Source organism: Paenibacillus sp. 22594 (genome assembly GCF_052044425.1).
Lineage (GTDB): Bacteria > Bacillota > Bacilli > Paenibacillales > Paenibacillaceae > Paenibacillus_AQ.
The window spans coordinates 74,722-87,505 of record NZ_JBQENA010000010.1; the positions used below are offsets into that span (position 1 = coordinate 74,722).

Below are 12,784 nucleotides of genomic sequence, written 5' to 3' on the forward strand. Positions count from 1 at the left end.
TAAGCGGCCGGGATTGGAGAAATCCGTGTGAAAATAGAAAAAGACGCAAAAAGATCGAGGATCGGCAGAATGGGGAAGGGGACCAACCCGGAGCCAACAAGCCTTTCCTTTTTTTGATATTAAGGGGGATTACTATATCCGGGAGCCGGGTGGTTAAAATTTAAAGGAGATTTATGGAGACAAATTGCAGTCTTCCGATAGAGTTGAATGGGTGTGTATAATAGTGGGGGATAACAAGCAGGCAGATTATACTGAACGATTCAACAACCATCGGAGGGGAATATGAAGAAGCTACTGTCTCACCAATCCCTCTTGAAGAAATTCCGGGCGGGTAAACCTTTGGCGTTCAGACAGAATATGCCGCTTCGGAGGAAGATTCTAATCAGTAACATCCTTATTGTTCTACTGGCTCTGGTGATATTCGTTCTAAGTATTCATAGAATTGTCTTTAATCAGACGCTCGATAGAACCTCAGCCAGCTCGCAGCAGGAAGTGAAGCTGGTAAGCCAGTCTATGAAGACCGTGTTCCAATCGGTTCAGAACTTCTCGAAATTTGCTCTGATTAACCAGGATACACAGAATGTGCTTAGCCGGGATACCGGAGCAGACGGGGATGTCTCCGCGCTGAAGTCCATACATAACACGCTGGCTGCAATGCTGGAGACAGAGCCTAACATCGACTCGGTCATTATCGAATCGATCGGGGGCGATCTCTACTATACCTCCAACCTGACCGGTGTGACCTCGCAGAGTCTCGCCATCTATCCCAAAGATAAGATTGATGCGGCAAAAGGCGGTGCGGTCTGGGTAGATACGCTGAAGCCTTCATTTCTGTCGGGGATGACTGCTAAGCATATGATTAGTGTGTGCAGAGTCATTATGAGCATGGAGAAGGGGACGCCGATCGGTTATATTTATGTCAATATTGACGAACGGACGCTCGCCCGGCTGTACCATAATGAACAGGATAATCAGAATCCTACCCTGGTCATCAACCAAGAAGGAGTGGTGATCTCCGCGTATGAAGCTGCACTCGTCGGCCGCACCGTTGAGGATCAGTCGCTTGCCCGGTGGGTGAAGTCGGCATCGGGAGGAAGCCGGACCGAGCGGGTGGGAGACAAGCGTTATCTGGTATCCTTACAAAGGCTTGATCCCTATGGCTGGAAGGTAATCCACCTTGTCCCCACTTCGGAATTGACGAACGGGTATTGGAAGATCGCCTTATCTATAGCTGTTTTCGGGCTAATCAGCATGTTGTCCGCCATGGTCCTGTCGGTTGTATTCGCGCGCCGGCTGACCCGGCCCCTTAGTGAGCTCAGTGAGGTGATTGTTGAGGTGGGGGCCGGGAATTTCGAGAGACGCGCATCTGCCGGCAGCCATGATGAAATAGGCAGGCTGGGTGCGACATTTAATGAAATGGTCGAGCATATTCAGGACTTGATGCTAACCATTGAAACGGAAGAGAAGACCAAGCGGCTGTTGGAGCTGAGGCTGCTGTATTCGCAGATCAAACCGCATTTTCTATATAATACGCTGGACACGATTCGTGCGATGGCTGTGATGACCAATGCTAAGGAGATTAGCAGTATCTTGAAGGCGCTGGGGGAGTTCTACCGGATTTCACTTAGCAACGGACAGGAATTGATTGCGGCTGCACAGGAGAAGAAGCATCTGGAGAGCTATCTGTATATTCAGCAGATCCGCTTCAAAAAGCTGAATTACCGGATTTCGTTTGAACCGGGAATCGAGTCCTGCCAAGTACCCACGATGCTGCTCCAGCCTCTGGTCGAGAATGCGATTCACCATGGAATCAGGGGGATGCCGGACGGAGGTTTATGTGAGATTACCGGCTCTATGGAAAGTTCGGGAGAGGAGCGTATGCTGTGTTTTATAGTCCGTGACAACGGCAAAGGCATGAGCGAAGAGGAACAGCGGCAGATCTGGTTAAGTTCTAGTGAAGAAGAGGAGTACAGCTTCGGACTTAAGAATATCCAGGACCGGATTCAGCTGAGATTCGGCGAAGCTTATGGTATCGTCCTGTCATCTGAACCGGGACATGGAGTAGAAGTGAAGGTACGGTTGCCGCTGATTATGCAAGCGGACGAGCAGGGGAGGGGATAGCTGAATGAGAACTACAGCGCCGGCAGCACGCGTCCTGATCGTAGATGACGAATATTATTTCAGGCAGCTGCTAATCCATTTGATAGACTGGACTTCTGCCGGTTTCGAAGTGGTTGCAGAGGCAGAAGACGGTTCGGAAGCCTTGAGGATCATGGAGGAACAGCCGATTGATCTGATTATTACAGATATTGAAATGCCGAATATGAACGGGCTCGAATTTGTGAAGGCTGTCCGTGCCTTAGACTCAGCGGCTAAGCTGATTTTCATCACAAGCTATGATAACTTCACGTATGCCCAGCAGGCTATATCGCTCGGAGCGGATCATTATTTGCTGAAGCCCGTTGATGAGGAGGCGGTTGAACAGGCGCTTCATACCATCCGTGCGCAGTTGCAGGAGAAATGGGAAGAGGAACGTTATATTAACCGGCTGAAAATAGAGGCGGGTTACGGGGGACAGCCGGCCGCGGACCAGACTTCTGAGGATGGAGGCCGCCAGGTTAGCGGGAAACGGCTGATCCACAAAGCAGCTGCGTATGTAACTGCACATTATGCCGAGGATACCTTATCGCTTCAGAGCACAGCGAGTGCCCTCTTCGTGAATCCGAGCTACTTAAGTCATGTCTTCAAGAAGGAGACTAACGAGTCTTTCGTGGAGTATGTGACGAATATCCGCCTGGGCAAAGCCATGGAGCTGTTGCGCCAGGGGGCGGCCACCGAGGATGCTTCGGTTCCCAAGGTAGCAACGATTGCCCATCAGGTCGGCTACAGAGATCCGTTCTACTTCAGCAAATGCTTTAAGAAGAAGTACGGAATTACCCCGAATAAAGTATACGGAGGAACCTATTCCGGGAAATATTGAGCCATTGCCAGCAGAAGTCCGGTTATTCAACCGGGCTTTTTTGTTGATGCAGAACGGTTATTGTGTAAACCTGATGTTAATCACAAGGAGCAATGTAAAGTACATGTAAAGTAACGTAACATACCTAAAAATTTTACTGTCAAAGCCAATATATCTCCATTCGAACCTGGCCTCGTACTTGTTAAGATTGTACCTGTGGTTCGTATCCGTAAATTGTGAAAGGTGGTCCAAATCAGATGTTTGGTAAAAAGTTTGGGGTTGTTGCAGCATCCGCCGCGCTCGTCAGTGTAGTGCTTACTTCGTGCGGAGGTGCGGAAGCCAATAATGGGGGAACCCAGGGTCAGGAAGCGGCGGCAGCGGATAGTAAGAAATCTGTCACGCTGTGGATTTTCGATGCAGATCCGATGTACCAGTCAGCAGCTGAGGCTACCGCAGCGGAAATGGGTGTTGAACTGAAGTATGAATACATTCAAGATGAGACCTACAAAACCAAACTGAGTGTTGCGCTTGCCGCAAATGAGCTTCCGGATGTATTCCAGCAGCATGCCGGCAAGTCCTACCGTACCCCTGTTCTGCAGTCGAAGACAGTGGCTCCGCTTAACGATACCCTCGATTCCACGGGCCTGGGCGCACAATTCCTGGACAACCAGCTGGTGACGGAAAAGGATGGCAACATCTATTCGGTTCCTTCTAACATTAGTACAACCCTTGTTCTTTACTATAATAAAAAGCTGATAAGCGAACTTGGCGCTGCTGCTCCAGCAACATGGGATGATCTTCAGGCGCTGATTAAAGCTGCAAACGATAAAGGCGTGATTCCCATTGCACTGGGCGGAAAAGAAAGATGGCAAGCGGATCTGCTCTACAATATGCTCGTAGCCCGTGAGGATGTGAACGCCTTCGATGAGGCGATTAACGGAAAGGCGAAGTTCACAGATGCACCCTTCGTTGAGGCGGCGAATAAGGTGACCACCCTGGTGAATTCGAATGCCTTCCAGAAAGGCTTCCTCGGCTCTGCTTACCTGGATGCACAAGAGCTGTTCAAGAATGATAAGGCTGCGATGTGGATCGACGGAAGTTTTAACTTCTCCTCCCTGTCTAAGGCAATGGGTGACAATCTGGGCTATATTGCGTTTCCTAAAACGGGGGCAGAGGATGTCCTCAGTGCAACTATCGGCTTCCAGAACGCTGAAGCGCCATACTCCTTGTTCGTGAACAACAGCTCCGCAAATGTGGATGAATCGAAGGAATTTGCCATCCGTTTATCTTTGAAGCTTAATGATGAATTTGTCAGAAAGGGTCTCCCTGGGTACGCCAAGAGCGAGGTGAAGTCCGAATCCCAGAATAAGGAGCTCTCAGCGTATGCTGCGGATATTAAAAAGACTGCCAAAACACAGGCGATGTGGTTCGGTCTGTTGTCAGCAGATGTAGGCCAGGAATACCGTGATCTGACACAAGCATTATATGGCGGGCAGCTCACAGCAGGTGAGTTCACCGCTCAGTTGGAGACGTTGCTGCATGCAGCCAAGTAAGAAGGATTCCTTATACCGTTCCGCTCAAGGCGGCAGCGTGTAATACAATATTCCAGGAAAGTCGATGCAGTCACCAGGACCGCATCGACTTTCTGTAATTGGACAGGTGGGTAAGTGATGGAAAGAGCACTCTCTAATAAAAAAATAATTGCTTTGTTTTTATTGCCCGGATTATTCGTTTTTCTGATTTTTTATTTTGTGCCTATTGTGATGACCGCCTACTACAGTCTCCAGGATTGGGATGGCATTAACCCGATGACCTTCATTGGACTGGACAATTACACCAAGATGTTTACGGTGGATAAAAGCTTCTGGCAGGCGGTATGGAATAGCCTTGCTTTCTTGCTGGTAGGCGTGTTTATCCAGCTGCCGGTCTCGTTTGCATTGGCGCTGCTGGTCTCCCGGAAGATGAAGGGACGTAAATGGTTCCGCAATATTTATTTTTTCCCGGTAGTGATGTCAACGACAATGGTCAGCCTGCTGTGGGTCAAAATCTATGATCCGAACATCGGCATGCTGAACACCTTGATGGATACCCTTGGACTGGGTGCCTGGACGGGGGCCTGGCTTGGAGATACGAAGACGGCCCTGTTGTCCGTCCTGATCGTGACTACCTGGCATTATGTCGGTTACAATATGCTGATCTTGTTCGCCGGGATGCAAGGGATACCGGAGCAGTATTATGAAGCGGCGAAGCTGGACGGAGCGACAGGCTGGAAAGCTGTGCGTCATATTACTTTTCCGCTATTGTCCGATGTGCTGCGGATCTGTATCGTCCTGAATGTGATCTATGCCCTGAAGACGTTCGAAAGTGTGTACGTAATGACTAACGGGGGACCCCTGAATTCAACAACAGTGATTGCGCTGAAAATGTTCCAGGAAGCCTTCCTGAGGCAGAATTTCGGTTATGGCAGTGCGCTTGCGGTATTTATGGTGCTGGAATGCCTCGTGATTTCCTGGGTGCTAAATAAAATATTAACCCAAGAGAAAATTGAATATTAAGGAGGATCGGTCATGCTCAGAAAAACGAAGAATTCAAGCCTCTATATCCTGATGATCATTATCGCCGTCCTCCAGCTGTTTCCGCTCTACTGGCTTGTGATCAGTGCATTTAAGGATAATTCGGAGATTATTGGCGGGACCGTCTGGGCGCTTCCTACAGAGTGGCGCTTAAGCAATTTTACAGAGGCGTGGGTCAGTGCCAAGGTGAATCAATACTTTGGCAACAGTGTGATTGTCACGCTGGTTACACTCTTGTTTGTGCTGCTGTTTGCTTCGATGATGGCGTATGCGTTAACACGGATGAAATTCAAATATAACAGTCTCATATTGTTCATGCTTCTGATGGGCGTGATGGTTCCGATTCATGCTACGCTAATTCCGCTCTTCATGATACTCAAGAATCTGGGGATTCTTAGCTCAAGATTGTCCATTATTCTGCCGTACATCGCGGTGAATTTGCCTATTGGCGTATACATGCTGTCAGCTTTTCTGCGGACCATGCCGAAGGAGCTGGAAGAAGCCGCATTTATGGACGGCTGCGGGGTGGTGAAGTCCTTCTTCAAGGTAGTGCTGCCGCTACTCAAGCCGCCGCTTGCTTCGGTAGCGATCTTCGTGTTCCTGGCGGTGTGGAATGAGCTGTTGATGGCGGCCACCTTCATTCAAAAGCAAGAGCTGAGGACGTTGCCGCTGGGACTGATGAATTTCAGCGGTCAATACAGCATCAGCTGGGGGCCGCTGGCAGCAGCTATGGTCATATCCACATTGCCCATTCTGCTGGCTTACGTGCTGTTCAGTGACCAGATGGAGAAGAGTTTTACCGCAGGGGCAATTCTGAAGTAATTAGGGCGAAAGAAGGAAGAAGGAAGAAGGAAGAAGGATGAAGGGATGACTATACAGGCTGGTACCAGCACACTATTGAATATCGTAATAATCGCCACCTCGGATCTTCACGGAAATCTGTGGGGTTACCGGTATGAAGACGGCCACGAGACAACGAATGACGGGATGGCCAGAGTTGCCGCCTATGTCAGGGAAGTCAGAGACAGTGGAGCGGAAGTTATCCTCATTGATAACGGTGACGTGTTCCAGGGGAATATGCTGACTGATGATATCTACAATAAGCGGCCGGGTACTATACATCCGGTCTCGGCGGCGCTGAATGCAATGGGGTATGCGGCCATGACCCTCGGCAACCATGAATTTAATTTCGGACTTGGCCTGATCGGGAGGTTCAGGCAGGAGCTGGAGTTCCCTGTGCTCGCTGCGAATGCCGCGTATCACAGCGGAGAACGGTTCGCAGAGCCGTATACGCTTATTGAGATCCAAGGCGTCAGGATCGCAGTGATCGGACTGACTAATCCTAATATTCCGCGCTGGGACGCCGGGAAGGTGGATGCGCTGCACTTTGGCCCCATGGCTGAAACGGCGCAGCAGATTACGGCCTCCCTGAGGGCTGAAGGCAAGGCCGACATTATTGTCATCAGCGCTCATGCGGGAATGGTGGCCGAGTTCGATGAAGAAGGCGGCTCGGATTCCGCTGAACGCATTACGAATCTGGTTCCTGAGGCAGATGTGCTGCTCGTCGGGCATATGCATATTACCGTTAAGGAACGGATCGGGGATACCGTCATTGGAGGGCCGCGCGACCGGGGACGGGAGGTGGTCCGCTTCGACCTGACCGTGCAGCTGGAGGGTGCAAAGCCCCGGGTGGTGAACAAGGAAGTCTCGATTGTGGATATGGCCGGCTGGGAACCGGACCCTGAATTCCGGAAGCTGGTTGCAGAAGCGCATGAAGAGACGATGACCTTCAGCGGCCAGGGAGGCGGAGACTCATCTTCAGAAGCGGCCGGCAGCATCTTGGGTTATGCGGCCGCCGACTTCCAGCCGCAGGCCGGGACGGGCGGAGTACCGGCGGGAAGATTGCAGGATACAGCGGTCATTACGCTGATTCAGAAGGTGATGCTGCAGGCCAGCGGGGCGGATGTTGCCGCCACAAGCCTGTTCGCAGATACGGCGGATTTGAAGCAGGGGCCGTTAACTTACGCTGATGTGTACCGCATCTATCCATTCGACAATGTGCTGTACGTTGTGACGGTAACCGGCCAAGAGCTTAGAGCCTATATGGAAGTCTCGGCCACGCATTTCAACCAGTGGCAGCCGGGTGATCGTGAGATCACTGCCAATCCTGAGGTGCCCAGTTACCTCTATGACATGTTCGCCGGGATCGATTATCAGATCGATCTGTCTCAGCCAGCCGGTCACCGGATCATCAATGTGCTCTACCAAGGCCAACCGCTTGCCGATACGCAACAACTGCAGCTTGCCGTCAACAATTACCGCTATAGCAGCTTATTGAAGGCGTCCAAATTGGTTAGCAGGGCCAAACATTGGGAGTCGTCCTGCAGCGTCCGGGACATGCTGGTTAGCTACATCAAGGAACAGGGGACGTTATTGCCGGAAGTCGATAATAATTGGTCGATTGTGGGGGTAGGGTAGCCCTATAGAGTAGAGCCTAGAGAGTGTATGATTTAATAAGGGCTTCTGATTAACAGGAGCCCTGTTCTTATTGTGCTAGAGCGTCTGGGAGGCTTGTTTCACCCAATCGGTCAGCATTCCGGCATCGATCTGCTCACCATTTCGGAACTTGATCGTCTTCCGTTCGGGAGGGCCGTCGAACAATCCTTCGGGAAGCTCCAGCCCAGTCGCATTGAAGATCGTGAAGCTGACAGCATCCTTAGAAATAGAGATCACGGCTGCATATTTTTTGTTCTTCAGAAAATGAGGCTTATTGTATTGAATACGCTCCTGTACATCGGGAATTGCATTGTGAACGACCTGGCGTAATTCATGGCATAGACTGGCTTGCCACGGTTCCTTGACCTTCTCGATAAACTCGGTAACCTCTTGGCTCATTTGAACTTCTCCTCCCGTAATCCTTCGCGTATTTCGCGTCAGGGTTTTATATTAATATAAACACATCTTTCCAGGAAATATAGGTATAGTCATAAAGAAATCAGGTTTCTTCCTGACTTACAGGGTTATTAATATCATATCCTTCGTATATATCATTGGCGGAATGCTGAATTTCGCAAACATAGAAAAAAGATGTGAAAAGATTGAGGATGGGCTTTCTCAGTCCTGCGTTACATGGAAGGGTAGAGTACCGCGCACCCGGGTTACCGTTATATCTCGGTAGATAAAAAGAACGTGCTCAATATGAGTGATAAAACGAACGTCATTTGATGGTATCAGACAGAGCAGGAAATTAAGAATGATCCGGATATCCAAATTCCTATCAGCAATGACGAAATCGAAGCGGTCAGAAAAGATACAAAGGGAACAGTGCCGGAGGATCGCCTAATCGTGATGGCTAGAAGCAGAAAAAGTACAGAACATGCCAAAGAGCAAATGACAGCATAGGCTACACTCGTTAAATCGAATTTTATTGTTGTGGCTAATAAGTTTTTGGCTACTTCTATAGAGGAGAGCTTGGAGAGCAATGATATGGTATTGAATATTCTGGCTTTGGTGGAAAGAGTGGTCGGGGAAAGGCGGATTTTGAGCGTGGCTGAGAAGATGGGGTTGAAGCATCCGAGTGTTTTATGAGTTGCTGAGGGGTGGGTTATAGAGTGGGTTCAATTGCCATCGGAGTTTCGGCAAGCAATGATGCTAGTGTGACAGTCAATACAGGCCCTGCGGGCGGTATAAGTCTCTTTAACCACGGCACAGGACACTAAATATAAATTTCTGATTGGTATGAAGACTCCGTATGTAGCGGGGGGTTTTTGAGTTGGGGGTAAGCGGCTGTCTAGACGATCTGTCAGTTTTGAGGGGTTCCGATTGATCCTTTGTGAAAACTTAAAGATGTTATACAAATAATGAGAAGTTCATGAAAAAAGATATTGATTACGGCGTCGTAAGATTGATTGACATGAAACTCGCTGAACATGCTTTAAAGTCAGGTAATCTAGTTGATTTATGATATAATAAGATGTTTTCAATTATGAAGGAGTGTTATTGTTGTCAAAGCATTACACCGAAGAAGAAAAGGTAATTCATGATTGGGTAACTTCAAAAATTTTTCACCCTGATGAAATGAAAGCAATTACTCCAGCATTGTCACGAATTTTAGATCGAACTGATGGTGTTGTGCGGCATCAAATAGAGGATAGAAAGAAAGCACAAGGATTAAAAGGATGGATCATTCCTGAGTAGTATGTGGATTGTCAACAGAAAATCAAACAAATTTTTAAGGGCTACATAGCAATACTTCCATGACAGATATACAAATCATCACAAATGCCTTTAAACGCTACGCAAGAAGAAAAGACTAGAATATTGTATTTGTGTGTGAATATGGTAAGAAACTAAAGGTGGAAGGAAAACTTCAAACCTATTTAGAAATGCTTCTATAATAATGAATAAGAAGGAAAATCGGAGGTATACAAATGTCAAGTGCAGTACAACAACAACGTGCAGGATTGCAATCTCAAATCTGGAAAATAGCCAATGATGTTCGTGGATCTGTAGATGGATGGGATTTTAAGCAATATGTTTTAGGAACTCTTTTTTATCGTTTTATTAGTGAGAATTTTTCTAGTTATATTGAAGCCGGCGATGAAAGTATGAAAGTATTAACTATGCAGAACTTGACGATAGCATTATAACTGATGAGATCAAAGAAGATGCCATCAAAACAAAAGGTTATTTCATATATCCGACTCAATTGTTCTCCAATATTGCGAAAACCGCTAATGTAAATGAAAGTTTGAATACAGATTTAGCTGCCATATTTTCTTCTATTGAGAGTTCGGCAAACGGTTATCCTTCTGAATTAGATATTAAAGGGTTATTTGCGGATTTCGATACGACAAGCAATAGATTAGGGAATACGGTGAAAGATAAAAATAGTCGTTTGGCTGCTGTTATTAAAGGCGTTGAAGGGCTTAATTTTGGTAAATTTGAAGACAATCATATCGACCTGTTTGGAGATGCTTATGAGTATTTGATCTCTAATTATGCTGCCAATGCGGGTAAATCCGGAGGGGAATTCTTCACACCGCAGTCTGTGTCTAAACTTATTGCACAATTAGCGATACACAAGCAAGTAACTATAAATAAGATTTATGATCCTGCCGCCGGTTCAGGTTCATTGCTCTTACAAGCCAAAAAACAATTTGATACTCATATTATCGAAGATGGTTTTTATGGACAAGAGATCAACCATACAACTTATAACCTTGCTCGTATGAATATGTTTTTACACAATATAAATTACGATAAGTTTAATATTGCTTTAGGAAATACGCTTTTAGATCCTCATTTTGGTGACGAAAAGCCTTTTGATGCCATTGTATCTAATCCACCGTATTCCGTAAATTGGATTGGCAGCGATGACCCAACACTTATTAATGATGAAAGATTTGCTCCTGCAGGCGTATTAGCCCCAAAATCTAAAGCCGATTTCGCTTTTGTACTTCATACGCTTAGTTACCTTTCAAGTAAAGGTCGCGCTGCTATCGTTTGTTTCCCAGGTATTTTTTACCGTGGCGGAGCAGAGCAAAAAATCAGAAAATATTTGATTGATAATAATTTTGTCGAAACTATTATTTCATTAGCGCCCAACCTGTTTTACGGAACTTCAATAGCAGTTAATATTTTGGTTCTTTCTAAGCATAAAACCGATAATAAAACTCAATTTATAGATGCAAGTGGCGTAGATTTCTATAAAAAAGGAACCAATAACAATATAATTACAGATGAACATATTGAGGAAATTATGAAAATGTTTGAGAGCAAAGAAGATGTTGACTATGTTGCGAAATCCGTTGATTATGATGCAATCGTTCAAAATAATTACAACCTATCTGTGAGCTCCTATGTGGAAGCAAAAGACACAAGAGAAGTTGTTGATATAAATGAGCTGAATGCAGAGATAAAAATGACTGTAGCAAAGATCCACCAACTTCGTGCTGAAATTGATGACATTATTGAGGTGATTGAATCATGATTAAGCCGAATTACATGGAGAAACTCCTTGAGGGGGCTGAAGTCAAGTGGAGAACTTTGGGTGAAGTGGGTGAATTAGTTCGCGGAAATGGTTTGCTCAAAACTGATTTTACAGAATTTGGTATTCCGGCAATTCATTACGGTCAGATTTACACTTATTACGACACATTTACGACAGAAACAAAATCCTTCGTTTCGTATGAAACGGCTAAAAAATTAAAAAAAGTTGATACTGGTGATGTTGTTATAACAAATACGAGTGAGAATTTAGAAGATGTTGGAAAATCCGTTGTTTATCTTGGTAAAGTGCAAGCTGTTACTGGTGGGCATGCAACGATTTTTAAACCATCAAATCAGATTTCAGGCAAGTACTTTGCCTATTTTACACAAACAGAAATGTTTGCAAGTCAGAAAAGAAAATATGCAAAAGGGACAAAGGTTATTGATGTTTCAGCTGCTGATATGTCAAAAATAATAATCCCCATCCCCTCCCTCAAAATCCAAACCGAAATCGTCCGTATCTTGGATGCTTTCACTGAGCTTACAGCAGAGCTTACAGCAGAGCTTACAGCAGAGCTTACAGCTCGTAAAAAGCAATATACCTATTACCGTGATAAGTTGTTGACTTTTGAAAAGGCGGAAGTCGAATGGAAACGGTTGGGAGATATAGGGGAATTTATATATGGCTACGTTGCAAAAGCTCAGGATTCGGGTGATGCCAGATTTATCAGGATTACAGATATAAATATGAATGGCAAAATTATACCGACAGGCGCAAAGTTCGTTGATATTTCAGAAGAAAACGAAAGATTTATTCTGAAAAAAAATGATTTGTTGATGGCTCGCACAGGAGCAACCTTTGGTAAAACAATGATTTTTGAAGAAGATTACCCTGCTATTTTCGCTGGCTTTTTGATTAAACTTAGCATTGATAAGAAAATCATCAACCCCAAATATTATTGGCACTTTTCTCAAAGCGAACTTTTTTGGCATCAAGCTAACAAATTAGTGGCAGGTGGTGGACAGCCCCAATTTAATGCCAATGCAGTAAGAGAAGTCAAAATCCCAATTCCGTATCCAGATAACCCAGACAAATCTCTCGAGGAACAAGCACGTATCGTATCTATCCTCGACAAATTCGATGCTTTGACATCCTCAATTACTGAGGGTTTGCCTCGTGAAATAGAACTACGTCAAAAACAATACAAATATTACCGTAATTTGCTTCTTAGCTTTCCAAAAGAGGGGGTAGAGGAGTAGT

11 protein-coding genes and 1 pseudogene are annotated in these 12,784 nt (G+C 46.1%); 11 read left to right on the top strand and 1 reads right to left on the bottom strand.

Translation table 11 applies throughout. The features are described from left to right. The first annotated feature begins 312 nt into the window (after positions 1-312). The 6 genes from ACTJKB_RS25470 (at position 313) to ACTJKB_RS25495 (ending at position 8,010) form a co-directional block, all read left to right on the top strand. Positions 313-2,121 carry a cache domain-containing sensor histidine kinase gene (locus ACTJKB_RS25470; protein WP_440837136.1) on the top strand — a complete coding sequence of 603 codons (1,809 nt, stop codon included), beginning with the start codon at positions 313-315 and terminating at the stop codon, positions 2,119-2,121. Between the two features lie 4 nt (positions 2,122-2,125). Beyond that, positions 2,126-2,980: a response regulator transcription factor gene (locus ACTJKB_RS25475; RefSeq protein WP_440837137.1), complete on the top strand. Its 855-nt coding sequence runs from the start codon at positions 2,126-2,128 to the stop codon at positions 2,978-2,980. 236 nt (positions 2,981-3,216) lie between these two features. Then, the gene (locus ACTJKB_RS25480) at positions 3,217-4,512 is read left to right on the top strand and encodes an ABC transporter substrate-binding protein (RefSeq protein ID WP_440837138.1); all 1,296 of its coding nucleotides are present in this window, start codon (positions 3,217-3,219) and stop codon (positions 4,510-4,512) included. Between the two features lie 117 nt (positions 4,513-4,629). Then, positions 4,630-5,514 (top strand): carbohydrate ABC transporter permease, encoded by an 885-nt coding sequence (locus ACTJKB_RS25485; protein WP_440837139.1) that lies wholly within the window; start codon positions 4,630-4,632, stop codon positions 5,512-5,514. A gap of 12 nt (positions 5,515-5,526) precedes the next feature. After that, on the top strand, positions 5,527-6,354 hold the full coding sequence (locus ACTJKB_RS25490; RefSeq protein WP_440837140.1) for a carbohydrate ABC transporter permease: 828 nt from the start codon (positions 5,527-5,529) through the stop codon (positions 6,352-6,354). A 45-nt stretch (positions 6,355-6,399) separates the two neighbouring features. Beyond that, positions 6,400-8,010, top strand: a complete 1,611-nt coding sequence (locus ACTJKB_RS25495) for a bifunctional metallophosphatase/5'-nucleotidase (protein ID WP_440837141.1) — start codon at positions 6,400-6,402, stop codon at positions 8,008-8,010. Between the two features lie 75 nt (positions 8,011-8,085). On the opposite strand, the gene ACTJKB_RS25500 is transcribed toward ACTJKB_RS25495, so the two are convergent. Next, the gene (locus tag ACTJKB_RS25500) at positions 8,086-8,427 is read right to left on the bottom strand and encodes a DUF1801 domain-containing protein (RefSeq protein ID WP_440837142.1); all 342 of its coding nucleotides are present in this window, start codon (positions 8,425-8,427) and stop codon (positions 8,086-8,088) included. Between the two features lie 209 nt (positions 8,428-8,636). Here ACTJKB_RS25500 and ACTJKB_RS25505 point away from each other — a divergent pair. The 5 genes and pseudogenes from ACTJKB_RS25505 to ACTJKB_RS25525 all read left to right on the top strand — a co-directional run bounded on the left by ACTJKB_RS25505 (position 8,637) and on the right by ACTJKB_RS25525 (position 12,783). Further along, a pseudogene (locus ACTJKB_RS25505) lies at positions 8,637-9,120 on the top strand (SF0329 family protein). A gap of 414 nt (positions 9,121-9,534) precedes the next feature. Then, entirely contained in the window at positions 9,535-9,729 is a 195-nt protein-coding gene (locus tag ACTJKB_RS25510) for a hypothetical protein (protein WP_440837143.1), read from the top strand. A 233-nt stretch (positions 9,730-9,962) separates the two neighbouring features. Continuing rightward, positions 9,963-10,181: a type I restriction-modification system subunit M N-terminal domain-containing protein gene (locus ACTJKB_RS25515; protein ID WP_440837144.1), complete on the top strand. Its 219-nt coding sequence runs from the start codon at positions 9,963-9,965 to the stop codon at positions 10,179-10,181. A gap of 8 nt (positions 10,182-10,189) precedes the next feature. Continuing rightward, positions 10,190-11,524, top strand: a complete 1,335-nt coding sequence (locus tag ACTJKB_RS25520) for a type I restriction-modification system subunit M (protein ID WP_440837245.1) — start codon at positions 10,190-10,192, stop codon at positions 11,522-11,524. Beyond that, positions 11,521-12,783 carry a restriction endonuclease subunit S gene (locus tag ACTJKB_RS25525; RefSeq protein WP_440837145.1) on the top strand — a complete coding sequence of 421 codons (1,263 nt, stop codon included), beginning with the start codon at positions 11,521-11,523 and terminating at the stop codon, positions 12,781-12,783. The genes ACTJKB_RS25520 and ACTJKB_RS25525 overlap by 4 nt, the downstream gene beginning before the upstream one ends. Position 12,784 lies beyond the last annotated feature (1 nt).

Bases quoted from the DNA above. Each gene is read 5' to 3' on its own strand.
- ACTJKB_RS25475 (WP_440837137.1), top strand. From the start codon at position 2,126: ATGAGAACTACAGCGCCGGCAGCACGCGTCCTGATCGTAGATGACGAA.
- ACTJKB_RS25480 (WP_440837138.1), top strand. From the start codon at position 3,217: ATGTTTGGTAAAAAGTTTGGGGTTGTTGCAGCATCCGCCGCGCTCGTC.
- ACTJKB_RS25485 (WP_440837139.1), top strand. From the start codon at position 4,630: ATGGAAAGAGCACTCTCTAATAAAAAAATAATTGCTTTGTTTTTATTG.
- ACTJKB_RS25490 (WP_440837140.1), top strand. From the start codon at position 5,527: ATGCTCAGAAAAACGAAGAATTCAAGCCTCTATATCCTGATGATCATT.
- ACTJKB_RS25495 (WP_440837141.1), top strand. From the start codon at position 6,400: ATGACTATACAGGCTGGTACCAGCACACTATTGAATATCGTAATAATC.
- ACTJKB_RS25500 (WP_440837142.1), bottom strand. From the start codon at position 8,427: ATGAGCCAAGAGGTTACCGAGTTTATCGAGAAGGTCAAGGAACCGTGG.
- ACTJKB_RS25515 (WP_440837144.1), top strand. From the start codon at position 9,963: ATGTCAAGTGCAGTACAACAACAACGTGCAGGATTGCAATCTCAAATC.
- ACTJKB_RS25525 (WP_440837145.1), top strand. From the start codon at position 11,521: ATGATTAAGCCGAATTACATGGAGAAACTCCTTGAGGGGGCTGAAGTC.